Source organism: Salinispirillum sp. LH 10-3-1 (assembly GCF_030643825.1).
In the GTDB taxonomy this organism is placed as follows: Bacteria; Pseudomonadota; Gammaproteobacteria; order Pseudomonadales; family Natronospirillaceae; genus Salinispirillum.
Window position 1 is genome coordinate 3,333,967 of the sequence record NZ_CP101717.1, and the last position, 24,686, is coordinate 3,358,652.

The 24,686-nt window shown below is 56.3% G+C and carries 19 protein-coding genes; 4 read left to right on the forward strand and 15 right to left on the reverse strand.

Annotation, left to right across the window (positions count from 1 at the left end):
- Nucleotides 1–118 precede the first annotated feature (118 nt).
- Entirely contained in the window at nt 119–571 is a 453-nt protein-coding gene (gene mrtJ / locus NFC81_RS15370; protein ID WP_304995359.1) for a JDVT-CTERM system glutamic-type intramembrane protease, read from the forward strand.
- Here mrtJ and NFC81_RS15375 read toward each other — a convergent pair.
- The 12 genes from NFC81_RS15375 to NFC81_RS15430 all read right to left on the reverse strand — a co-directional run bounded on the left by NFC81_RS15375 (nt 519) and on the right by NFC81_RS15430 (nt 17,685).
- Complete coding sequence (locus tag NFC81_RS15375; protein WP_304995360.1) at nt 519–3,251, reverse strand: zinc-dependent metalloprotease family protein; 2,733 nt, start codon at nt 3,249–3,251, stop codon at nt 519–521. The two genes, mrtJ and NFC81_RS15375, sit on opposite strands and share 53 nt — an antisense overlap.
- A gap of 68 nt (nt 3,252–3,319) precedes the next feature.
- A complete protein-coding gene (locus NFC81_RS15380; protein WP_304995361.1) occupies nt 3,320–3,781 on the reverse strand; it encodes a hypothetical protein in 462 nt (153 codons plus the stop codon).
- Between the two features lie 215 nt (nt 3,782–3,996).
- The gene (locus NFC81_RS15385) at nt 3,997–4,365 is read right to left on the reverse strand and encodes an MmcQ/YjbR family DNA-binding protein (protein WP_304995362.1); all 369 of its coding nucleotides are present in this window, start codon (nt 4,363–4,365) and stop codon (nt 3,997–3,999) included.
- 139 nt (nt 4,366–4,504) lie between these two features.
- Nucleotides 4,505–5,215: an urea ABC transporter ATP-binding subunit UrtE gene (urtE, locus tag NFC81_RS15390; protein ID WP_304995363.1), complete on the reverse strand. Its 711-nt coding sequence runs from the start codon at nt 5,213–5,215 to the stop codon at nt 4,505–4,507.
- Nucleotides 5,216–5,218: 3 nt separating this feature from the next.
- Nucleotides 5,219–5,977: an urea ABC transporter ATP-binding protein UrtD gene (gene urtD, locus NFC81_RS15395; RefSeq protein ID WP_304995364.1), complete on the reverse strand. Its 759-nt coding sequence runs from the start codon at nt 5,975–5,977 to the stop codon at nt 5,219–5,221.
- Nucleotides 5,974–7,143: an urea ABC transporter permease subunit UrtC gene (urtC, locus tag NFC81_RS15400; protein ID WP_304995366.1), complete on the reverse strand. Its 1,170-nt coding sequence runs from the start codon at nt 7,141–7,143 to the stop codon at nt 5,974–5,976. The genes urtD and urtC overlap by 4 nt, the downstream gene beginning before the upstream one ends.
- Before the next feature lie 3 nt (nt 7,144–7,146).
- Entirely contained in the window at nt 7,147–8,745 is a 1,599-nt protein-coding gene (gene urtB, locus NFC81_RS15405; protein WP_304995367.1) for an urea ABC transporter permease subunit UrtB, read from the reverse strand.
- Between the two features lie 474 nt (nt 8,746–9,219).
- Nucleotides 9,220–10,509, reverse strand: coding sequence for an urea ABC transporter substrate-binding protein (gene urtA, locus NFC81_RS15410; protein ID WP_304995368.1), 1,290 nt, complete (start codon nt 10,507–10,509; stop codon nt 9,220–9,222).
- 367 nt (nt 10,510–10,876) lie between these two features.
- A complete protein-coding gene (locus NFC81_RS15415; RefSeq protein WP_304995369.1) occupies nt 10,877–11,575 on the reverse strand; it encodes a GntR family transcriptional regulator in 699 nt (232 codons plus the stop codon).
- A complete protein-coding gene (gene uca, locus NFC81_RS15420; protein WP_304995370.1) occupies nt 11,575–15,228 on the reverse strand; it encodes an urea carboxylase in 3,654 nt (1,217 codons plus the stop codon). Before uca ends, NFC81_RS15415 begins: the two co-directional genes overlap by 1 nt.
- A gap of 400 nt (nt 15,229–15,628) precedes the next feature.
- Nucleotides 15,629–17,455, reverse strand: a complete 1,827-nt coding sequence (gene atzF, locus NFC81_RS15425) for an allophanate hydrolase (protein WP_304995371.1) — start codon at nt 17,453–17,455, stop codon at nt 15,629–15,631.
- A 104-nt stretch (nt 17,456–17,559) separates the two neighbouring features.
- Nucleotides 17,560–17,685, reverse strand: a complete 126-nt coding sequence (locus tag NFC81_RS15430) for a hypothetical protein (protein WP_304995372.1) — start codon at nt 17,683–17,685, stop codon at nt 17,560–17,562.
- 78 nt (nt 17,686–17,763) lie between these two features.
- Between NFC81_RS15430 and NFC81_RS15435 the strand changes: the two genes are divergently transcribed.
- The gene (locus NFC81_RS15435; protein WP_304995373.1) at nt 17,764–19,725 is read left to right on the forward strand and encodes a PAS domain S-box protein; all 1,962 of its coding nucleotides are present in this window, start codon (nt 17,764–17,766) and stop codon (nt 19,723–19,725) included.
- Here the strand turns inward: NFC81_RS15435 and NFC81_RS15440 are convergent.
- From NFC81_RS15440 to NFC81_RS15450, 3 genes are all read right to left on the reverse strand, one after another.
- Nucleotides 19,695–20,483 (reverse strand): pseudouridine synthase, encoded by a 789-nt coding sequence (locus NFC81_RS15440; RefSeq protein ID WP_304995374.1) that lies wholly within the window; start codon nt 20,481–20,483, stop codon nt 19,695–19,697. The two genes, NFC81_RS15435 and NFC81_RS15440, sit on opposite strands and share 31 nt — an antisense overlap.
- Nucleotides 20,473–21,963, reverse strand: a complete 1,491-nt coding sequence (locus NFC81_RS15445; protein ID WP_304995375.1) for a diguanylate cyclase domain-containing protein — start codon at nt 21,961–21,963, stop codon at nt 20,473–20,475. The genes NFC81_RS15440 and NFC81_RS15445 overlap by 11 nt, the downstream gene beginning before the upstream one ends.
- A gap of 102 nt (nt 21,964–22,065) precedes the next feature.
- Nucleotides 22,066–23,001, reverse strand: a complete 936-nt coding sequence (locus tag NFC81_RS15450; RefSeq protein ID WP_304995376.1) for a LysR substrate-binding domain-containing protein — start codon at nt 22,999–23,001, stop codon at nt 22,066–22,068.
- 100 nt (nt 23,002–23,101) lie between these two features.
- Between NFC81_RS15450 and NFC81_RS15455 the strand changes: the two genes are divergently transcribed.
- Nucleotides 23,102–23,983 carry a DMT family transporter gene (locus NFC81_RS15455; protein ID WP_304995377.1) on the forward strand — a complete coding sequence of 294 codons (882 nt, stop codon included), beginning with the start codon at nt 23,102–23,104 and terminating at the stop codon, nt 23,981–23,983.
- A 74-nt stretch (nt 23,984–24,057) separates the two neighbouring features.
- Nucleotides 24,058–24,651 carry a class I SAM-dependent methyltransferase gene (locus NFC81_RS15460; protein WP_304995378.1) on the forward strand — a complete coding sequence of 198 codons (594 nt, stop codon included), beginning with the start codon at nt 24,058–24,060 and terminating at the stop codon, nt 24,649–24,651.
- Nucleotides 24,652–24,686 lie beyond the last annotated feature (35 nt).

A 24,686-nucleotide genomic window follows, 5' to 3' on the forward strand; every position in this document is an offset into this window, starting at 1 on the left:
CATAAAGTCCAATCAGAGGCGACAGAAACCGACGCTCTGCGCCCGGGTTTGGTATGCTTACTCTAAGGCCTCACGAGCGAGCCTTAAACACTCGCCCATCAACAGACAAGTTTTATTCATGGCAGAAGAAACCCTCAATCCACGCTGGTCAGTGCGGGCTGTGATCACGGACCCGTGGTTGTATGTGGCATTGAGTTTGGCCTTGCCTGCCTTGTTTGTGATGCAACTGTTGCAGGCTCCAGATGCGCTAGCCGGCGGCTCCGATTGGCGGCATGTGTTGCTGCTGGTGCTGATCTTTCCGGTGTTGGAAGAGCTGTGCTTTCGCGGCTGGATACAGCCGACCCTCAGTGAATGGCTACCGCATCGCTGGGGGCCGCTCACCTTGGCCAGCCTGCTTACCAGTGTGCTGTTTGCCGCGGCTCACACCGTGCACCTGCCCCTTGCGGCAGCGGTGCTGGTGTTTTTTCCGTCATTGGTGTTCGGCGGTCTGCGCGACCGCCACCACCGAGTGCTCGGGGCTACGCTGGTTCATTCAGCGTACAACGCGGTGTTCGTCTTGATTTTCTTCTGAACAAACCCAACACCCCGCCCAAAAACAATAGGAGCAACACCGGGTCAAAGCCGGAACTGCCGTCGCCCATAGAGCAGCCACCGAAAAAGGTTGGCGGTAACGGTTCCTCGTCATTGCTCGTGTCATCAGTGCCGCCCACCGCGCAGGCTAAGGTGCGCACCGTGCGTGCATTGCCCTGCACTGACCGCGAGGCATCGTTCACTGCCTGGCCCTGAACCGAGTAAACGGTGCCGCAGGTCAGGCCGGTAACGGTAAACGTTGCGGTCACTGTACCGGTGCCAGCACCGACAGCCTGGCGGAGGGCTTGACCACTGTGCAGCAGCTCAGCGGTAGTGGCGCGCCCGGCTGGGTTGATCCGTAGGGTCACCCGAAAGCTGGTCTGTGTCAGTTCGCTGACCGCCGTATTCAGCAGCTTCGGTGTCGTGGGTGTCAGGTTCAGCGTCAGGCCGGTTCTATCACCGGCGCGCACGGCCAAGCCGTCAACGATTGCGGCCGGTTCATAACCGGGACTGACCAACGTCAGAGGCCCCCACCGGTACAGTGCGTCCAGGCCGGTAAAGGCAAACGGCGCCCGCCCAGCTCCGGAAACGTTCACGTCTGCAATCATGGTAGCCGTAGACCCGGCAGAACGCAGTGATAGCGCTAGGGTCTCATCCGACGCAACGGCACCGACGAGTTCACCCTGCAAGGATCGCTTCGCACCACTGGCCGTAATGACACAGCCGGCGCCACTGTCAATACAACCCGAATCAGCGAGAGGCATGATGGCGGTATCGACACCCTCACCGGAAACCCGGTAGAACGCCACCGGCGTCTGTTCATGAGGAACCTCCAGCGAGAAGCGCCCGTTGCCATCCGTGGTGACTTGGCCGCGCACGTCAGAGCCGCCTGCGTCAGTACTGAAAGACACATTCACCGCTGAGACCGGTTCGCCACGCTGGTTTACAATCTGCCCGGATATACGAGTGGGCACGTCGCCCGTCCGCACGTCGGCCAGCATGGCCTGACCCACGGCCCAAACATCTTCTACGCCATTACCGTTCCACTCCCAAGTCACGGTGTTGGTGCCGGCAGGTATCGCAACCTGAAGGTTCTGCCAGTCGCCATTCAGGTCCTGAAAGCTCTGCATTTTCACGCCATCGGCCAACACATGGAGCACACCCTGCGCCGTGCCGGACCAGGCTTTGGCGGCAAACTGCAGTGTGGTATCCGTGCGGTGGTGGTGTTGCCATACCAGTTCCGTGTACTCATCTCCAAATACCGGGCCACTCAACACTGTCGGTGCATTGTTGCGGGGTTGTCTGTTTTGCGCCACCCATACGGTACTGCCTAGGGTGCTGACTGTGCCGGTGTTCAGACCGAGCGCTGTGCTAAGGCTAGCCGGCTGCGAGCGCCAGCGCTCTACGAAGGGCAGATAGCGCCGCAGCACCTCGGCATTATTGGCCAGGTTCGGGACACCTGTAGGTAATTGGGACACCGGATCAAGGATGTCCGGGTCGGAAAACTGATACAGCGAGCGACAGCGCCAGTTACAGCTGCTGCCATAGGCCATGATGGTGGTGAATTCGTTTGCTCTAAAATGTCCCCACGCGAAGGGTTCAATAGCCTGAACGGGGGTGCCGCTGGAGTTATTGCGGGGCGAGGCAACATCGTCGTGATAAAGGCCCATGTTGTGGCCCAGCTCATGGGCCAGCGTAGAACCCACCACGCACCGACCGCTGACCCAAGTATAGGGCCAGAGGAAGTTGCTGGAATACGTTGTAGACATGTACCCCAGTCCACAATATTCAGCACGTGAGGTGACCAGTGAGACAAAATCCGCCGAATACCGTTCACGCAGATCATTGGCTTGCGCGTCGGTACGCAGATTATCCAGATCAGCGTTTGCGCTTGAGGCCACGTTGAAGCCTGCTGGGAAAAGCCCCACTAGGCGCACCCGGCCATCGACATTGCTGTCGACGAGCGCCGTGTTCATGATGTCCACGGCGTTACGGATGCCCAGACGCAAGGCTGCCTCGTCGTCGTACTCTACGAGGTCCCTATAAGCGTCTTCGGTGTAGAACAGCACGATATCCAGCACCTTGGTACCAGATGCCTCACCCGGCTCAGGTTCTGCCATGAGGTCGACCTGGTTTTCCAACGCTGCAAAAGACAATGGCTCGATAAGAGGACCACCCGGCGGGTGCTGCGGTGGTAATGTGCTGGGGTCAATGCGATCCAGCCAAGTCTGACCATTGCGGCTGGTGGACAGCACGTAGTGATCGCCCTCTATCTGAAAGCTGCCACTGACGCGCTCACCCATGATTGTCAGTGTCGCCGAGCCTTCCTGACCGTCGCGGTCGCGCACACGGCCACGCCACGTGAAATCACGCCCGGTGCCTTCCTCCACACCCCCGATAAACTGTACGTCATGGCCGGTTCCCAGACTGGCCGCCACTCTACGCTGGCCGCGCAGCAGGTCTGGGCTGAAAACAATCGGGCGGCGATCCACAACGTGGTCCGGGCGAGCCCCATGCTCGACCCCTTCGCCAAGCGACAGGACTCTGGATTCTGAAGGTTGGACATTGTCGATGACAGTACCAGTGTCGCTGGCGGTGACTGTAGCGGCACTGCCGATGAAACAGGCCAGGCACACCATGGCCAGGAGCGGGGAACGGGCGTCAGATGTTCGTGACGTCATGAAGTGAAGCCTCTACTGCTAAAAAACATTAATAAATCCCTTGTGAAGCATGTAACTGAAAATGGCCTCTACTCTGGTGCCAGTAGAGTCGGTGATTCCTTTGGTAGCGGCGTGTCATCAGCCCACAAAACCACGACGCCGTCTTGGCGTGTGATTAAACTGTAACGCTGGTTGTTAACGGTAAAACTCGCCGCCAAGCGCTGACCGGCGCGCGACAGCGTCAGGCTGGTTACGTGAAGGTTGTCCTGCAACAGCTGACCGCGCCAGACCGTGGGCGGCTCGCCTTCGGTGCCATTGACGGCAAAGGCCAGCACTGTGTCGTCAGGCAGGCGCAAAAAGTCGTCAATGCGGTCCGAAGCGCGAGCGGCATACAACCGGTGGAAATCCACGTGCACCGGCCAGCCTCGGGCCGTGAAGTCGGGTCGTTCTTCTATCGTCGGGTCACCGTAAGTAGCCAGCACAGCGCCAGCCGGTGGACTGCCGGGTGCCGGTGCGGCACTGCAGGCCACCAGCACAAGCCACGCACACAATAACCCTCCCCAGCGAGGTACGCTGAGGAGCCATTCGGACGACAGAGAATAATTGAGCCAGCGGAAATACATAGTTGCCGATACTACATCGCAAAGGGGGACCACCGGCATTACATTCAGGCAAAACTGATAACCGGCGCACAAGTTTTATGCCGAAATGTGAACTGTGCGAATAAACAATGCCTTCCTCGCTTCCTTGAGGCAGGCAACCCTAGCTACTGACTTTGGTTGAGGCCAAGCTCCCGTTGTAGTTTTTTCGTTAACCCTAAAGACACCAAGCGATGAGACTCTTTGAGGTAGTATTCAAGCAGCTCTTGCCCACCTTCGGGTACTTCGTATTGCTGAATCCACTTAAAGCCTCGAGACGCCAAATAGGGGGCAGGGCGGTATCCCGGTTCATCGCGCAAAATCTCGAAATCCAACTCCGACGTTTTAAAGGAAAAGGCTGGCTGATCGGACTTTTCCCAACCGCCAATGGCAAATACTTTTCCGCCTACCTTCCACACATGAGCACCACCCCACTGAACAACGTAGGTTGTGGCCGGAAGTGAACGACAAAAATCATTGTATTCATCGAACGTCATACTGATGCTCCTTTGCCCTGTAGTTTCGGCGTCATGCAGGTTTTTCGTCATCGTCACGCTTACCGTAATGGCTGTTGGCAAAACAACCCGTAATACAGTTAACGAGAGCGCCCGTGCGGAGAGCATAGCTTGCGATCACTCAAACCATCATCGCCTGCTTCACTGCCTCAGCGTCCATACTACTCCGATCCCCACTCAACACTATCTCTCCTCTGTCCATCACGGCCCAGTCGTCGGCGAGGGCGTGGGCGAAGTCGAAGTACTGTTCCACCAGCAATATTGCCATGTCACCTTGGCGGCGCAGGTGTTCAATCACGGCTTGTATGTCTTTGATGATGGAAGGCTGAATGCCTTCGGTGGGTTCGTCCAATATCAACAGTTTTGGGCGTGTCACTAATGCGCGGGCAATGGCGAGTTGCTGCTGTTGGCCGCCGCTAAGGTCGCCGCCGCGGCGTTTTAGCATGGTGCGCAGTACGGGAAAGAGGTCGTAGATTTCACCGGGTACGGAGCGTTGTTCGCGGGGTAATACGGCAAAGCCGGTTTGCAGGTTTTCTAAAACGGTGAGCTGGCTGAAGATTTCGCGCCCTTGCGGTACGTAGGCTATGCCGCGTTGCGCCCGTGCTTGCGGGGGCAGTCGGGCGATGTCTTCACCTTGCCAGGTGATCTGCCCGGCGGAGGGTAAGTGACGCCCTGAAATAGCACGCAACAGGGAGGTTTTACCCACGCCGTTGCGGCCCAGTAAACAGGTCACGCGGCCAACCTGTGCGGTAATGCCCACGCCGTACAGGGCTTGGCTGGCGCCGTAGCGCAGTTCAATGTTGGTGGCGGCCAATGCGGTGTTGGTGTCCATGCGCTACCTCCCTAGGTAAACGTCGATGACCTGTTGATTTTGTTGCACGGTATCCAGCGAGCCTTCGGCCAACACGCGGCCTTCGTGCAACACCGTAACCTTGGTGTTCAGGGCGCGAATGAAGTCCATGTCGTGCTCAACCACCACGACAGTGCGCGTTTTATTGATTTCTTTCAGCAGTTCGGCGGTGCGCATGGTTTCTTCGTCGGTCATCCCGGCGGCGGGTTCGTCCACTAGCAATAACTTGGGTTCACTGATCAGCAACATACCGATTTCCAGCCATTGCTTTTGTCCGTGCGAGAGTGCGCCGGATTGGCTGTAGCGCTGCTCGGTCAGTCGTATAAGCTCCAGTATTTCGTCGATGCGCGCCTGTTCGTCTGCATTCAATCGGTGCGTCAGCGCGGCGAATACGCCGCGTTTTCCGGCTAGGGCGAGTTCGAGGTTTTCAAACACGGTCAGCGGTTCAATCACTGTGGGTTTTTGGAATTTACGTCCGATGCCTAAGTTGGCGATGGCGGCTTCGTCGTGCTTGGTCAGATCAACCGTTTGGTTGAACAATACCGTGCCGGAATCCGGGCGGGTTTTGCCGGTGATGACGTCCATCATGGTGGTTTTACCCGCGCCATTAGGCCCAATAATGGCGCGCATTTCACCGGATTTAACCAGTATCGACAGGCTGTTTAAGGCTTTAAAGCCGTCGAAACTCACCGACACGCCGTCGACGTACAGCAGGTAGTCTTGCGGAATGTGTTTAGGGTTCATGAGCGCTCCGTAACAGTCTGAGGCAATGGCTCGGGTTCATCCGTGGGCGGTTTTTGGCGCATCAGCGTCCAGCGCTGGCGCAACGACTGCAACATGCCCATCAACCCCTGTGGGAAGAACAGCGTGGAGACCACAAACAAGCCGCCGAGGAAGAACAACCACACTTCGGGCAGGGCGCTGGTGAACCAGGTTTTGGCGTAGTTCACCACCACGGCACCGAGCGCTGCGCCGATCAACGAACCGCGCCCACCCACAGCCACCCACACCACAATTTCAATGCTTTTCAGCGGGGCGAATTCGCCGGGGTTGATGATGCCGACTTGCGGCACATAGAGCGCACCGGCCAAACCCGCCAGCACAGCGGACACCACGAAGATAAACAGCTTGTAGTGCTCCACTCGGTAGCCGATAAACCGCGCTTTGCTTTCGGCATCGCGGATCGACACCAGCACGCGGCCCAATTTGGATTCGGTGATAAAGCGCCCGATCATAAAGCTCACCAGCAACAGCAAGGTGGTCAATACAAACAAGGTGACGCGCACGGCCTGGCTTTGTACCGGATATCCGAGGATGTCTTTAAAGTCGGTCAGGCCATTGTTGCCGCCAAAGCCCAGTTCGTTCATAAAGAACGCCAGCATCAACGCGTACACCAAGGCTTGCGTGATGATGGACAGATACACGCCCGTCACCCGCGAACGAAACGCCAGCCAGCCAAACACATAGGCCAAGAGCGCGGGCACCACCATGGCCATCAACAAGGCAAACCAGAACATGTCGAATCCGTACCAAAACCACGGCAGCCTGTCCCAGCTCAGAAACACCATGAAGTCGGGCAGGTTAGCGTTGCCATACACGCCACGGTCACCGATTTGGCGCATCAAATACATGCCCATGGCGTAACCGCCCAAGCCGAAAAACGCGCCATGGCCGAGGCTCAAAATACCGCAATAGCCCCACACCAAGTCCAGCGCCACGGCCAATACGGCGTAGCACAGATACTTGCCGAGCAGTGAAACGGTGTAAGTCGGTACGTGCAGAAAATGCCCTTGCGGCACCAACATGTTCAAAATCGGCACGATGACGGCCACAGCGAGCAAGCTGATCAACATGCTGCGGCCGGCCGCGTCGCGCACTGAGGGGAAAAACAAATATCGAAGTGAATGCATGGCTTATCCCTCCACCGCACGGCCTTTCAGCGCGAACAACCCGCGCGGCCGTTTTTGAATAAACAGGATCACGCCAATCAGCAGCACAATTTTGGCTAATACCGCGCCTGTATAGGGCTCGATCAGCTTATTCGCCACGCCTAGACTCAGCGCTGCGACCAACGTACCCCATAAATTGCCGACGCCGCCGAACACCACAACCAAGAACGAATCGATGATGTAGGCTTGGCCCAAATTCGGCCCCACATTAGTCAGTTGGCTTAAAGCCACCCCAGCAATACCGGCCACGCCTGAGCCTAACCCGAAGGTCAGTGCATCCACCCAGCCGCTGCGAATACCCATAGAATTTGCCATGGCGCGGTTTTGCGTCACGGCGCGCATTTGCAAACCAAAGCGCGTGTGGCGCAATACGAACAGCAAGCTGAGAAACACCATGATGGCGAAAATCACGATAAACAGCCGGTTATAGGTAATGGAAAACGCGCCGTTAATCACCCATGAACCGCTCATCCACGACGGATTTGCCACCGCCTGATTCAACGGGCCAAAAATGCTGCGTACCGTTTGTTGCAGAATAAGGCTGATACCAAAGGTGGCGAGCAGGGTTTCCAGCGGACGGCCATACAGGAAGCGGATAATGCCGCGTTCCATCAGTACGCCCACGGCTCCCGCCACTAAGAACGCCAGCGGCACAGCCACCAGCAGGGAATAGTCGAGACTGATCGGCAAGAACTTCTGCACCACAAAGGTGGTATAGGCACCCAGCATCATCATTTCGCCGTGCGCCATGTTGATCACCCCCATCACGCCGAAGGTGATCGCCAGCCCGATGGCGGCCAGCAGCAATACCGAGCCTAAGCTCAAGCCAAAGAACACATTGTCCATTTGGCGGAAGAAACGCACACGGCCTTCGATTTTCTCCAATACTCGCTCTGCTTCAGCACGCACCTTGGGGTCGGTTTCCGCCGCCGCCAGTTTGCGCGTCAGTGCATTGCGCACATCGCTGTTCAGCGAGTCTTGCAGGGTGTTTAACGCGGCCAACTGCACCGGCACCGTGCCGTAGTTGAAGTCCAGCAGTGCAATGTTGTGCAACAGAATGCGCCGCACAGGCTCGTGGGTTTCGGTTTCCAACGCTGTTTCAATCAAGGTGCGGTTTTCAGGGTCTGCCGCGCGCAATAAACGCCGCGCCGCTTCCAAACGCTGAGCGTCCGTACCTGTGCTTAAGCGCAAAGCCCCCAGCGTGACGCCGAGGGTTTGGCGCAAGCTGTTATTCACTGATATAGGCCGCACTGCTCGCCGACCCACGCCTTCGGTGATGTCGCCATTCAGCACGTCCGTAACCGTGAAGCCACTATCGCTGGATTCGGCAAACACCACGCGGTCGGGGTTACGCACGAAATACAGCTCACCGTCGTTCCACGCATTAAGAATATCCAATGCGCGGTCGTCACCCGATTGGGCAATGTCACCGACCAAGCGCGCTTTCTCAGGGAAGCCTGCTTCAATCAAGCGCAGCACCTGCGCTTCGAAGTCGGCGGCGGTTGCGGCCATGCTGGTTAACAGCACAGCCAGCAAAGATAATATTTTGGTCCAGCGTTTCATGATGGTCCTTTGATCAGTTCTCATTGATTACCTGCACATCATTGAGGGGAAAACACCTCAAGCGAGGTGAAATATGCCCTTCCCTATGGGCTTCGTGGGGACGCCGTAAAAGCCTATCAGACGCATCCATGCGCCTGACCCTTCGGGCTCCCTGCGGTCGTGCAAATTCGTTCCAGACGAATTTGTCCCTGCTGGCTCGGTTGCGGCCGTCCGGGCCGCAAACGCCCCACTACGCCCATAGGGAAGGGCATACTTCAAACCTCGCCCCAAAACTTAATCACCAAGGCAATCAATGGTTGTTTCGCGGCAGGTTCAGAGCTTTGCCGAGGTTGTGAGGGTGGGTACAGATGGGTGGAACGGAGCGTTTGCGGCCTGGATGGCCGCAACCGAGCCCCCATGGACGGGTTTACGGCGTCTCCGTGTAACCCATCTGGACCCAACCTCATAACCGAACGGAGCTAGTTGAAAAGCCTCTTATTCATAGTTCTGACCAGAACACACGCTGGTTTCGATGTTGTAGTTACCGCATGAAATCGGCGCTGACCAATCCGCTACGATCTTCGCGCTTTCTGGCAAGAAGTCCGTCCACGCATCACCGATTACACCACCGCGGGTCTGCCATACCGTCTGGAACTGACCGTCCGCCTGAATCTCACCGATCAACACCGGCTTCGTCAGGTGGTGGTTCGTGTTCATCACCGCATAACCGCCGGTCAGGTTTGGAACCACAATGCCGTACATCGCATCACGCACCGCATCCACATCCGTCGTACCGGCTTTTTCCACCGCTTCCGCCCACATACTGAAACCGATGTAAGTCGCTTCCATTGGGTCGTTGGTCACACGGTCTTCATCGCCAATGAAATCCCACCAGCTCTCGATGAACTCATCGTTGATTGCGCTTTCCGCGCTCATGAAATAGTTCCACGCTGCCAAATGGCCCACCAACGGAGAGGTATCAAAACCGCTCAATTCTTCTTCACCTACAGAGAACGCGATGACCGGAATGTCTTCTGCCGACACACCCTGGTTGCCCAACTCAATGTAGAACGGCACGTTCGCGTCACCGTTGATGGTCGACACTACGGCGGTTTTCTTACCGGTCGAACCAAAGCTGCGGATGTCAGACACAATGGTCTGCCAATCGGAATGGCTGAACGGCGTGTAGTTGATCATGATGTCGGAACGCGCAATCCCACGAGACTGCAAATAGGCTTCCAAAATACGGTTGGTGGTGCGGGGGTAAACGTAGTCCGTTCCGGCCAATACAAAACGCTCGACACCCAGCTCGTCGATCAAGTAATCAACCGCTGGAATGGCTTGCTGGTTCGGTGCCGCGCCGGTGTAGAAGATGTTTTTCGAGCTTTCTTCACCTTCATACTGCACGGGGTAGAACATCAAGCCGTTCAGTTCTTCGATGACGGGCAGGACCGCTTTGCGTGATACCGAGGTCCAAGCACCGAAGATGACGTCGACTTGCTGGCGTTCGAGCAGTTCGCGGGTCAGTTCGGCGAAGCGTGGCCAATCAGAGGCGGGGTCAACCACCACGGCTTCCAACTGTTTGCCCAACAAGCCGCCAGCAGCGTTTTGCTGTTCGACCATCATTAAGACGGTGTCTTTCAAGGTAGTTTCGGAAATGGCCATGGTGCCAGACAAGCTGTGCAGTACGCCGACTTTGATGGTATCGGCGAATGCAACGGCGCTGCCGGTTGCCAATGCGATAGATGCGCCCAGTGTGGCGAGGTGTTTGAATGTCGGTTTCATAAAGCGTTTCTCCCTTGCATCTTAGTTTTTGAGTCATTGAGTAGTGCACCCACTCTGGACTGCTTGCCCGAATCCTTTACAGCCTTGCGGTTCGGGTTCTTTATTATCGAAACCTGTTTCTTAATGCTTCGCTGAGGCGGATGACGCTCCGCTCTTCCGCCCTATGCCTCTCTGGCCAGCGCTCGTAGTGGCCGCAGGGCGTGTGCCTCAAGGCGCGATCAAATGCGACAGCATTTGACACCGCCATCAGGCGCCCGCAGGGCGAGAAAATGCTTAAGCATTTTTCTCGGTACCTCCCGGCCTGCCGTGGAGCGCCGGATGCATACCCCGAAAGCCCACGGGATAATGACGACAGAGGCAATCACTATCACTGCTGGACCCGAGCTTGATGCAGCATATGCACCGTAATCTTCTGCACTTCGGCCTTACTGACCGCGATGTGCGTTTTTAACAAATGCGCGGCAGTGTCTTCGCGGCGCTGCACAATGGCGCGCAATATCGCGGCATGTTCGTTGTAGGTAGCGTCTATTCGATGCGTTTTCGTGAAATCTAACCGACGAATAATGCGCAAACGCTCGGTCAGGTCTTCGTGAATCCGCGTCATTTCCGTGTTGCCTGTCGCGGCCACCAACTGGTTATGAAAGCGTTCATCTAAACCGGATACCGTCGGCCCGTCGGCGAGCCGTTCTGCTTCAGGCACTAGCCAGATTGCTTTCAGTTCATCAAACAGGGGGTTCGCACCTGTTTGTTCACACAAACGGCGCACGGCGGCGGTTTCCAGCACAATGCGCACGTCGTACAGTTCTTCGAAGTAGTGAAAGTCGAAGGGTTTGACTTGCCAGCCGCTGCGAAACAACACATCCACGTAGCCATCGCGCTGCAAGCGCACCAACGCTTCCCGAATGGGCGTGCGGCTGACGTTCAAGCGCGCCGCCAGTTCGTTTTCGCTGAAGCGATCGCCGGGCAAGAGGCGGAAGTCGAAGATGTCGTTCTTTAACTCCGCGTAGACCCGGTCCGCGACGTTTTCGCGGCGCGGCTTATCGGCTTCGGGACGCACCAGCTGCATCAGGCGTCCACCTCGTCTAACGCTAAAATGCTGGCCAGCGGGTCACCCGCGTTGATCTGCCGCCCGGGTGCGCAATGCATGGCGCTCACTCGGCCAGCAACCGGCGCGTGCACGGGAAATTCCATCTTCATGGCTTCCACGATCAACAACGGATCGCCTGCGGCGACGGTATCCCCCGGTTGCACCAGACATTTCCAGATGTTGCCGGCGATGTCGGCAGTCACCAGCTCACCTTCGTGGTCGGTCACATCCGGTGGGGCATCTTGCGCGGCCAGCGTTTCTAGCGCTTGCGCTTCTGAAACCTTCCAGTGCGCGACTTCTTTTTCATAGGCGATCTGCTGCGCGGCCCTAAACTCGGCAATATCGGTCGCATGTTCGGCTAAAAACGCTTGATGAGCGGCGAAGTCGAAGGTTTCTTCTTCTATCTCTATGCGATGTCGACCGGCGCGGAAATCGGCGCGTAACTGCGTCAATTCATCTTCGGTCACCGGGTAGTACTGCACTTGGTCAAAAAAGCGCAGCAACCACGGCTCACCAGCGGCGAACTGTTGGTTCTTTAAATATTTGTTCCAGATCGGCAGGGTGCGCCCGACCAACTGATAGCCGCCGGGTGAGTCCATGCCATAAATACACATGTACACGCCGCCGATGCCGACCGTGCCTTCGGCGGTGAAGGTCCGCGCCGGGTTGTATTTCGAGGTGAGCAAACGGTGGCGTGGGTCGAGCGGCACGGCACAGGGCGCGCCCAAATACACGTCGCCTAGCCCCAGCACCATATACCGTGCTTGGTACAGCACCTCGCGCACTTGCTCGCGGCTGTCGAGGCCATTAATGCGCTGCATAAAGTCCACGTTATTGGGCAGCCAAGGTGCGGTGTCGCGCACGGACTGGCGGTATTTGTCCACCGCATCCAGCGTCGCGCTATCTTCAAATGCCATGGGCAAATGTACTACGCGACTGCGCACTTTGAGTTGGTCGCTCGGCGGTAGCTGGTCTTCCAAAGCCAGTAGGAAATCGACCAATTGTTCTTGCGAAAATGTCAGTGCGTCGTAACGCAATTGCAGTGAACGCACGCCAGGCGACAGTTCAAACAAGCCTTGAGGTTTTGCTGCATTGATCGCGTCCATTAAGGCATGAATACGCATTCTGACGCTGATATCGAGGACGTTCGGGCCATATTCCAGCAATATATATTGGTCACCGGCTTGCCGGTAACTGACCGATGGACGCTCTGCGGTTTCCGGCAAATAGGCCAGCAGGGTGGCTGAAAGCCCCTCTCGCGGAGCCATATCCGGCATTGCCATACTGACTTCAACCGGCGCGGCTAAGGTCTGCACTGCCTGCACTTGCCGATGTTGCAACGACACAGCGGTCGGGTAGTCGATGGGCACAAAGCGAATGGTATCGCCCGGTTTTACCTGGCCTACTTTCCACAGTTCGGCCTTGGCGATGGTGACCGGGCAAACGAAGCCGCCCAAGCTCGGGCCATCTTTGGTCAAGATAACCGGCAGGTCACCGGTGAAATTGATGCTGCCGATGGCGTATTCACAATCGTGAATGTTCGACGGATGCAAGCCAGCTTCGCCGCCGTCGGTACGGGTAAATTCGGGTTTAGGGCCGTTCAAACGAATGCCCAAGCGGTTTGAGTTGTAATGCACCTCGAAATCGCTGCCGAAGAAGGTATCCATCGACGCTTGCGAGAAGAAATCCGGCGCGCCGTGCGGACCATAAAGCACGCCTATTTCCCAATGCGTGTCGTAGCTCGGCACCAAAGCGGGGTCGGCTGCCATCGGGGCGCTGACGGGTTGCGGCGTGGTGCAGGCAGGCAGTTCCGCTTGGCTGACCGGCAGCATGTCACCCGCCCGCAGTGGGCGACCGCCATGGCCGCCGAACTGACCCAAAGCGAAGGTCGAGCGGCTGCCCAGATATTCCGGCACATCAAACCCGCCGCGTACCGCGAGATACGTCCGGCAGCCGCTGTGGGCTTTACCAATGATCAGCGTTTGCCCGGCTTTTACGTCTATCGGCTCCCAAAACGCCACCGGCTCGTCGTCCAGCATGGCCGAGGTCGGCGCACCGGTTAACGCGATGGTGGTGTCTTGATGAAAGCGCAATGTGGGCGCAATGATGGTGCATTCCAAACCAGCGGCGTCGGCGTGATTACCGACAATACGGTTGGAGAGCTGAAAGGCAAAATCGTCCATAGGGCCAGAAGGCGGGACGCCGATGTCCCAATAACCCACGCGGCCGGGGAAATCCTGCACCGTGGTGTAGGTGCCGGGCTGCAATACTTCGATCACATGCGGCTGGAACACAAAGGATTCCAACGCGCGTGTCGACACATCGCCGACGCGAAATTCCGGCGTGCTGATGACTTGGCGCAAATAGTCCAAGTTAGTCGCAATGCCACTCAAGCGAGTTTCGTTCAACGCCGCCTGCATTTTTTCTAAGGCTTCAGTACGGTCTTTGCCGTACACAATCACCTTGGCGATCATCGGATCATAATGCGGTGATACCTCGCTGCCGGTTTCGACCCAAGTGTCCACTCGCGCTAAATCCAACGGCCAATGCACGTCCGTCAGTTCACCAGGCGATGGCTGAAAGCCTTTTACCGGGTCTTCGGCGTAAATCCGGACTTCCATCGAAGCGCCTTGCGGCGTCGGCAGATTGTTGAAATCCGGCGTTTGACCCGCCGCGATCTGTAACATCCACGCCACCAAATCCAGCCCCGTCACCTGTTCGGTTACGGGGTGCTCTACCTGTAAGCGAGTGTTCACTTCCAGAAAGAAGAAGTCATCACGCTGTGCGTCATAAATGAACTCAACCGTACCGGCCGAGCGATAATTCACGCTTTCACCTAGACGAACTGCGCAGTCCAGCATGGCTTGCCGGGTTTCAGTAGGCAAATTCGGTGCAGGCGTTTCTTCGACGACTTTCTGATTGCGACGTTGCAGAGAACAGTCTCGCTCACCGAGCGCTACGACATGACCATTGCCATCACCAAACATCTGCACTTCGACATGGCGTGCTTGCGCAATAAAGCGTTCCAAAAACACACCGCTGTCGTTAAAGAAGCTTTGCCCGAGGCGTTGTACGGAGACAAAAGCCTCACGTAACGCGGCCGCGTCTTCACAGCGCGTTAAACCAATACCGCCGCCACCCGCGGTGCTTTTCAGCATGACGGGATAGCCGAGTTTGTCAGCCGCAGCTAAGGCGTCGTCCAGCGAAGCCAACAAACCGGTGCCTGGTGCCAAAGGCACACCTGCTGCTTCGGCGATTTCACGCGCGGAGTGTTTGAGGCCAAACTGGCGCATTTGCAGCGGCGTAGGCCCCACAAAGACAATGCCTTCGGCTTCGCAGGCTTCGGCAAAGTCCGCGTTTTCGGACAGGAATCCATAGCCGGGAATAATGGCCATGGCTCCGCTGCTCTTAGCAGCCTTCAATATCTTCTGCGTATCCAAGTAGCTGTCCGCCGGGCTATTCCCACCCAAGGCGATGGCTTCATCCGCCAGTTCCACATGCAGGCTATTTCGGTCAGCGTCCGAATACACGGCCACGCTGCCAATGCCCATTTCCTTCAATGTGCGAATGATCCGCACGGCGATCTCGCCGCGATTGGCGATCAATACTTTTTCAAACAATGACTTATTCATACCATGAACTCCCTAGTCTGGTGCGATCGAATGGCGACATCCTGTACCGGGCATTTAGAGATGGAGTTGCCCTGCCGCGGGACGCCGTGAACCCATCCATGGGGGCTCGGTTGCGCACTTCCTGTGCGCAAACGCCCGCTATAGGGCAACTCCATCTCTAAATGCCGAGTGCCCGGCGCCACCCAATCTCCGGAACGGCGAGGGAGTCCTGCCTGAATAGGTCGCGTGGAAATGCGTTGTCGTGGTAGCAGTGAAAATGAGCCAGGGGCCTGCTTGGCCAAAAAGGGGGCGTATGCGGCCCGGACGGCCGCATCCGAGCCAGCAGGGATGCTTTCACGGCGTCCCCCGTTTGGCCAAGCAGGCCCCTGGCTCATTTTCACGGTGACTACATGGAAAGGAATCATGCTTTTGCCTTCTCAGCCGCTTTCTCAGCCAAGTACGCCCGCCAGCCGCCGAAATCAGTGATGTCGGTGGCGTCTGCTAAGGCCCAGCCTTCGCAGATGAAGCCCTTGACGGTGCGGCCATCGACGAGGGTGAGTGACCCGATGCCCAAGGGGGCTGGAATGAGGCCGACGAACGAACCGAAATGCTCGATGGGCATGTCCCATAGTTCCACGATGATCGACTTGCCGGAGCCATCGGACACGTGCTGCAAGCCCGGCTTGGGTGGTGTCGTGTTGGCGAGCGCGAATAAACGGTAAGAGGGCGCCGTGTGGGTTTGTTCCACCAACACAGCTTTGCGCTCGGTGAGCTGACTGTTCAACGGCATACCCGTTAAGTGAGCCCCCACTACCGCCACACGTAAATAGCCGGGCGCAACCTCGGGTGAGATCGGCGAAGGGGCCGGGACCGATACTGCGGTCGCGCCCAGCGTTAGCGTTTGCGTCGCCAGCCACTGCTGGGCCAACGTCTGCAATGCCTTGTCGTGCCATGCCCGACCAATCAACGTCACACCAAAAGGTAAGCCATCGCTGCGGAGCCCAGCCGGTACGGCCAATGCGCACATATCAGCCAGATTCACGAAATTCGTGTAGGTTCCCAACTCACTGTTGCGTTTTACCGGCTCTTTTTCTAAATCTGCCAGTGTTGGAAAGGTCGGTGCAGAGGGGACAATCAAGCCAGACAGCGGCGCCATCACTTCATCAATGGTGCGACGTAATTCGGCACGGCGGTATTCCGCTTTGAACGTATCGGTAGCAGAGAATTTCTTCGCCTGCTCGATGATGCCGCGCACGACCGGGTTCATCTCATCGGCGTGGTCACGCATAAAGTCTTGTACCGCCGCATGCCGCTCGGCCACCCATGGCCCTTCATACAGCAATGCCGCGAGTTCACTGAACGGCGCGAAATCAATGGGCACCAACTCCGCGTCCAAATCAGACCACTGTGCCAAGGTGCTTTCCCACGCCGCCGCGCTCACGGAGTCGCCATAAAACTGCGGCTGGGCTGGAATGCCGATGCGCGGGCGCTGACCAAAAGAATTCGGGCGTGCCGTCGGAGCAGGGCGACTGTAGGCTTCTGCTGCGTCATACTGCGCAGCAACGTCGAATACGGCGTGTGCGTCGTCGAGTGTGAGCGCAAATATGGACACCACGTCCAGCGAACGGCACGCCGGTACCACACCACGAATACTCATGGCCCCGCAGGTGCCTTTTAGGCCAACAATGTTGTTTAAGCTGGCGGGCACTCTGCCCGACCCGGCGGTGTCCGTACCCAATGAAAAGGGCACAAGGCCGCGGGCGACCGCGGAGGCTGAGCCGGAACTGGAACCGCCGCTGACGTAATTAGGATTGAAAGTATTAGGTACCGCGCCATAAGGTGAGCGGGTGCCTACTAGCCCGGTAGCGAACTGATCGAGGTTGGTTTTACCCACCACAATCGCCCCAGCGGCTTTTAACAGTGCAACGGTTTGCGCGTCCGTCTTTGGTTTATACGCAAATGCCGGACAGGCTGCAGTGGTTGGAAAGCCTGCGACATCAATGTTGTCTTTGGCTGCGAAAGGCACGCCGTATAAGGGCAAGCGAGAGAGGTCACCGCCGAATTGCTCCAGCTTCAGTGCCAACTCGACCAGTTGCTGAGAAAGCTGATCGGGCGTTGCAATGCTGATCCACGCCGGATCACGGGCATCGAACTGACCAACGAGATTGGACAGTAGTTGATCGGGCGTTGCCCCTTCTTGATAAGCCTTGCGCCAGTCTGGCAGCGTCCAAGCAAGTGTCTTTAGCATAGCGTGCATTCCATACCATCTTGTATACAAGTGGGTATTGCAGCGCGTGTGCCAATTCGTGTTTGGTAACGGAAATTTTAATTTTGGCTATAAAAATCAATAAGTTAGGATAATTCTCGACACAGTTCCAGCAACCAGAGTGCTGACCAGCGATGCACCAAGACAAAGCAAGCCTGTTCACCATGGTGCGCAGGATCAACTGGACGCCGATCGTTAGGGTGCATAGCCATCCAGCTTTCCGCTGGTGAGTTGGCAAGACGCCGTCTTACACTATACTCAGTGCATTGGTTTTTTTATGGGAGCAAGCTGTGAAAGCATCGGTGCCAGCGAACGAGATCGCCCGACTACGCGCGCTTAGGCAATTAAGGATTCTCGATACACCGGCCGATGCAGAGTTCGACGAATTATCGCGCTTGGCAGCTATGGCGTGCGGTACATCAAAAGCATTTGTAACCTTCATAGAAAGCGACCGCCAGTGGCTCAAAGCAGCCTACGGTGCTGACCGCGGTGAAACCCCACGCAGCGAGGCTTTCTGTGCACACACAATTTTGCAGCCCGACGGTGTGCTTGTGATACCCGACGCTCGACTTGATGCGCGCTTTGCGAACAACCCAAGAGTTGTTGAAGATGGAGTGCGTTTTTACGCCGGTGTACCACTGACATTACCGTCAGGCGAAACGCTAGGGGCTTTGTGTGTGGTGGACGACCAGCCGCGCCAACTTAACGAGCACCAATTGGACATGCTGATCGGTTTGGGCAATCTGGCCAACAGCAATTTGGCTAAACGCCAACGCCGTACGACAGCCGCCGGATATTCACAGGAAATTCTTCCCATCACCGAAGCCGAGCATTTGTCTTTGATCTCTCGTTTTACTTCGAATGGCGTTTTGCTCACCGATACTAAGAGCACCATATTATGGATGAACGACGGTAGTGCTCGGTTGACCGGCTATCAACCTGAAGAAGTCATCGGCCAGACACCCAGACTGTTTCATTCACCCAATACCGACCCCACTACGCTTAAGTACATCAGAAGCCAATTGTCTGGTCGACTGCCGGTAAGCTGCGAGATTTTGAATCGCTCCAAAGCGGGCCTCGAATACTGGGTCTACTTGGAAATACAGCCGATTTTTGATGACCATGGCGACCTGAGCGGCTACATAGGGTTTCAAACCGATATCACCGAGCGTAAACGCCAAGAAGACAGCTTGCGCGCTAGCGAAATGCGCTTTCGTAGCCTGTTTGAGTTAGCACCGGTCGGTATGGCATTAAACCGTTATGTAGATGGGAAATTTCTCGACGGCAATCCTGCGCTCTTTGCCATGTTGGGCTACACCGAAGAAGAGTTTCGCGGCCTGAGCAACTGGGACGTGACTCCCATAGAATATGAACCGCAAGAAGTGGTGCACGATGAGGCTCTGTTTCTGCACGGCCAGTATGGCCCGTACGAAAAAGAATACGTACATAAAGATGGTTACCGGATACCGGTGCTGTTAAACGGCGTGTTGTTCGAAGATGAGAACGGCGAAGGGGTGGTTTTTTCCATCATTCAAAACATCAGTGAGCGCAGACGCAATGAACGTTTGAAAAGTGAATTTCTGGCCACCGTCAGTCATGAATTGCGCACTCCACTGACCGCCATTCACGGCGCACTGCGCTTATTGGCGTCCGGCGCTTTGGGCACTCTTAACGACTCCAGTAGCGAGATGCTGCACCTGGCCGAACAAAACAGTCAGCGACTAATTGAACTGATTAATGACCTGTTGGATATGGAAAAACTCACGGCTGGGGGCATGTCATTTCATATCAAGGCACATGCCTTGACCCCACTGATCCGCTCCGTTATGGAGCAACTTAAACCGTTCACTGACAAACATCAGGTCGAACTGCTTTTTGATGCTCCAAGCAGCGGACTGAGTGCCATGCTCGACCCTGATCGCTTCACTCAAATACTGACGAATTTGCTATCCAACGCCGCGAAATTTTCGCCACCAGAGTGCACTGTTGTAATCTCTGTTGAGCCACTGGAAGACGTTGTCAGGATAGCCGTGGAAGACAACGGGCCCGGAATTCCCGACGACTTTCTACCGCGATTGTTTGAACGCTTTGCACAAGCCGACGGTTCCAGCCGCCGCGCGCAAGGCGGCACCGGGCTCGGCTTGGCGATTTCTAAAGCACTGGCCGAACAAATGAACGGGCAGTTAGGCTATAAACCAGCAGCGGAAAAAGGCAGTATTTTTTACGTCGACTTACCCGCATCAAAAACCTGATCCTCTATCCATTCACTCCAGCCCAAGGCCCGCATCACGTGCTGAAAGTCTTCTGCCAACGGCGCATTGAGCGTTAAGGGCTGCTCAGTAACGGGGTGAGTCAGTTCCAAACGGGTCGCCGCCAGCATTAAACGTTGTACGCCAAACTCGCGGGCAAAAAAATGATTGTGTGTGCTCTTACCGTGCTTGGCGTCGCCTATGATGGGATGGCGTAAATGCTTCATATGGCGCCGCAGCTGATGCTTTCGGCCGGTATGCGGGTGCATGCGCACCAACGCGTAACGACTCGACGGATAACGGTCTACCGCCACCGGCAGCTCCACAGTGGCGAGACGTTCGAAATCCGTGATCGCGTCGCGCATCTTGAGTTCACCGCCTTTGTAGCGAGGGTCATCCGCCATGTCGCGTAATGGGTAGTCGATATGGCCTGCTGCTTCCGGCCAGCCCCGCACAATGGCTAAGTAGGTTTTCTTCAGCCGGCGTTCCATCATGGCTTCGCCCATGAGTCCGGCAATTTCCGGGCTGCGGGCAAACAATAACAACCCTGATGTCGGGCGATCGAGGCGATGCAACGGATATACATGCGACCCGCCATTCAATGTCCGCGCGTATTGTAGGGCAAACTGGGTTTCGTGTTTGTCGATGGGACTGCGGTGCACCAGCAATCCCGAGGGCTTATGAACGGCCAATAAGGCTTCATCTTGGTACAGCAGTTTGAGCGGGTTTGGCGGTAAGATTACAGAGCTGTCAGCTGTCACTCACACCGCCTTTTAGAATGGTCTTCTTCATTTGATTACGTCCAGCCGCTTTGGCTAAGTACAGTGCTTGATCAGCCATGGCGATGAGTTCATCGCGCTTGGTTTGGATTTTGGGCAATGCCACCAGCAAGCCTATACTCATGGTTAGGGGTCCGTTCACGTCAGGGTGTTCATGAGGAATGGAGAGCGCGCGTAAGCCATTCAAGGCACGATTCGCCGAAGCGACGCCTTCAATTTCATCGTTGTGAGGCAATATTACCGCAAATTCTTCGCCACCATAACGGGCCACTAGCTCACCACTGCGTTGAAATTCGTCGGCCAATATTTGCGCCACTGATTTCAGTGCATCATCACCAGCCAAATGCCCATGGTGATCGTTGAACAGCTTAAAATGGTCAATATCCAGCAGCATCAATGTCAGTGGATAGCCTTGACGTACCGCCCGTTGCAGCTCTTTTTGCAAAGTCTGGTCAAATGCCCGCCGATTGGCCACGCCGGTTAAACCGTCCTGCATGGCGAGCTTTTCCAAGTCCTTATTGGCCTGTAGCAGGTTGCTTTGAATTTCGTTCAACGAGTTACGGTACGCCAAATTTTGAATAGCGCTGGCGATCATCTCACCGACCAACTTAAAGCGCCGAATGTCGTGCGTTTGCCATTGTTGTTGGCGGTGAACCATGTCGCAGCCGACAAAGCCCAATAGTTGCCCCGCGGATTCCAAACCGATGCACAGCACCGATTGAATGTCTTCCTGTTCAAATTCGAAACGCTCTAGCACGGCATCGCTGGGCAGGCTGGACACATCATCAATGGCCACAATATTGTGTTGGCGCAAGGTTTTAAAAAACCAGGGCAGAGAAGACTCCGGCAGCACCTGTAGGTTGCCTTTTTGCCGTGAGATACCGGTGCGCACCCATTCATGGGTATTGCTGCACGTGCCGTCGTTGTGAAACTGGAAGATGTAACTGCGATCTGTCCCGCAGTATTCGCCAAGGACGGCCAACGCCGCATCGATGTGCCCGTCTATGTCGTCTGAATCAACGTTGATCAGTCGAGCCGACACCTTGGCCAGCACTTCATCGAAACCACTGGAGCCGCCGTTACCGACCGCCACACTGATGGGTGTGAGTACCACCACCATGACCTGAGGCTCACCATTGACGGTTTCATGCGGGTACGAGCTGACGTCCAAATAGATGTCGGTATCGGTGCGGTGCAGGCAGTATCGGGCCGGACGCTGGGTACGCCCGTTGAGGCCGAGCAATACAGGGTCCAGATGCGCTGGCAACGGCCGATCTTCCAACTGCCACGTCATGGCCGCCAGTGCCTTCTTTAGATTTGGCTCTTGGCTGCTGTCAAGGCGCAGCAGAGCCTTGGCTTGAGCGTTCATGTGCAACTGATGGCTCGTCATATCACGCCATATAACACCTATTGGCAGGCGTTCTAGTAACGCCCGCTCTGGTCGTGTGCTGCTGTCGTCCATAGTTCCTCTGGGCTTGTTGCCTATTGATGGCAGTCTTTTCCCTAAGTTAAGCAGATTTTTTGCCGTGGCGTAGAATTTCGTATCGAGATTGTGTGCTCGTCGTCAATCACGTAAGCCTGAAGCCTTCGCCTGTTGTACCAACCACTGGCTCAGCAGGCGAATGCCCGGTTCGTATTGGCGGCTGGTTTTATACGCCAGATAAAAAGAATCCGATGTGTGCAAGCTATGAAATGGCAACATCATCAAATCACCGTCGTCGTCCACGTCGTGCATATAGTCATTGGTCAACGCAATGCCTTGGTGGTGCCGCGCCGCTTCGAGCGCCAGCAACATATGGCTGAAGTGGTGCAAGCGCGCGTTGTCGGGAAGTTGGGCACCCGCCGCCGCGTACCAGCGCCGCCAATCCTCCCCACGCTGGCCGTAGATGCTGTGTATCGACAACAAGGGGTAGCCCGCCAATACGCCGGGATCAAGGAGCTCGGTTTGGCTCGCCCAGTCGAACTGCGGTTGCTCGTCTTGCATACGTTGCCAGAACGTTTTGCTGCAGATGGCGAACAGGCGCTCTGAGTAAATCAGCTCAGTGGTAAAGCCGCGCTGGGCATTGTCGAGGGTAATAAAGCAGTCCGCCACGCGGTCCGACAGCACAGGTGCTTCGTTCATCATTTCCAGGGAGAGATCCAACTGTGGGTGCTGGCGTTGCAAGCTCGGCAACCGAGGAATCAACCAACGCACGGCAAACGAACTGAACATGGCCAGCCGCACCTGCATGTTCTCGTGGCCTTGCAGTTGCTCCGTAGCGCGCTGAATCTGTGCTAAGGCGGGTGCTATGCCTTCGTAATACGAACGCCCTTCGTCGGTCAGCAGCAAATACCGGCCTTGCCGATTGAACAGCGTCTCACCGAGATAGTCCTCCAACATGCGGATTTGATGGCTGACCGCACTCTGGCTTACGTGCAACTCGGTCGCCGCTTGCGAGAAGCTGTTCAGTCGGGCCACGGTTTCGAACACCGCGAGTGCTTTCAAGGGCGGGTATTTCATTATCTAATTTACTAATACTGATATGAAAAACATCATTATACACGATAGAAAGGACAGCATAACATCTGACCACTTGTTCAATTTTGAGAGGTTGTAGAAGATGTCCGGTCGTACCCTAGGAAGTGCCATTTTGCTGCTGGTGTTGGGCAATGCATTGGCGGTGCTTTCCGATGCACTGATCAAATGGCAAGGCTCGGACATGCCGATATTCCAGTTCATCTTTATCCGCATGGCTTTTTCCCTATGCTTGCTGTTGCCCTTTGTGTACCAGATTGATCGTACCCGCCTGTTTGCCGGCTGGAAGCTGCACTTGGTGCGCTCGCACATGGGCTTTTTTGGCATCTATTGCATGATCATTGCGCTGACCACCTTGCCCCTGGCAACCGCCAATGCTCTGTTTTATGTAGCCCCCATTCTGGTCATGGTGTTCTCGGTGATTATCTTTGGCGAAAAGCTGCGCGGCATCAGCTTGTTTGCAGTGATCAGTGGGCTGCTTGGCATTGTGGTGATTCTGCGCCCGGTTGAATTGACCTGGGGCGCGCTCAGCGCCTTAGGTGTCGCACTGTCACTCGCGCTGACCGTGGTTTTGATTCGCAAATTACCGACGCATCAGTCTATGGTGCACACCTTGGTGCTGACCAAGGTCTTTGGACTGCCGACCGCACTGGCGTTGGCACTCTGGGAAGGCGCGGCATGGGACCCACAAATACTGATGACCGCCTTTGGTTCGGCGTTCTTTATTTTGGCTTATAACATGACCGTATTGCTGGCCTATCGACACGTACCGGCCAGCGAAGTGACCAGCGCCGAATACACCGGCTTGCTGTCAGCGATGCTGTTTGGTTGGTTGTGGTTTCAGGAAATACCCGATGCCTGGTTTATCGTCGGCTCGGTGATGATCGTTGGGCCTCTGGTGATGATCAGCTTACTGGAACGCCGCCGTACGCGGGTGCCGATCCGCACCGCTGGCGTGACGCCTTAACGTTGGCTCGTGCGTGACCGCAGAAGCCCAACCGGCTAGAGTATCGCTAGACATTTAACCGAGAACGACGCGGTATGACTGCACGCAGCCCATGGTCCATTTACTACGACAAACAAGTGGGTCGCACGCCCAACCCGTTACTGCTTGAGGCACTGAAACACTGTGCTGAACCCGGATTGGCCATTGATCTAGGGTGCGGAGAGGGAACGGATACCCGCGCCCTGTTGGCACTGGGCTGGCGAGTGCTGGCCATCGACGCCGAAGCAGAGGCCATTGAGCGCCTCCACGCCAGCTTGGTTGACACACCCAGCGCGGCTTTGAGCACCGATGTCGCCGACGCTCGCCATCTTGCGTTACCGAGCTGCGATCTGCTGTACGCCGGTCTCAGCTTGCCGTTCAACGCACCCGAAGACTTTCCAGAGCTCTGGCAGCGCTGCTGTCAGGCGGTAAAACCACAAGGTATTTTTGCCGCGCATGTGTTTGGCGACCGCGATGGCTGGGCGCACAACCCCACCCGCACCTTTCACACGCGAGCACAGGCGGAAGCCTTGGTAGCACGCGGACAGGTGCTGCATTTTGCAGAGCGGGAATTCGACGGACACTCAGCACTCGGGCCAAAACACTGGCATTGGTTTGAGTTTGTGCTGCGCTTGGACGCTCAGGACTGAAACCTGAGCGCCCATATTGTCCCCAAACACATGGG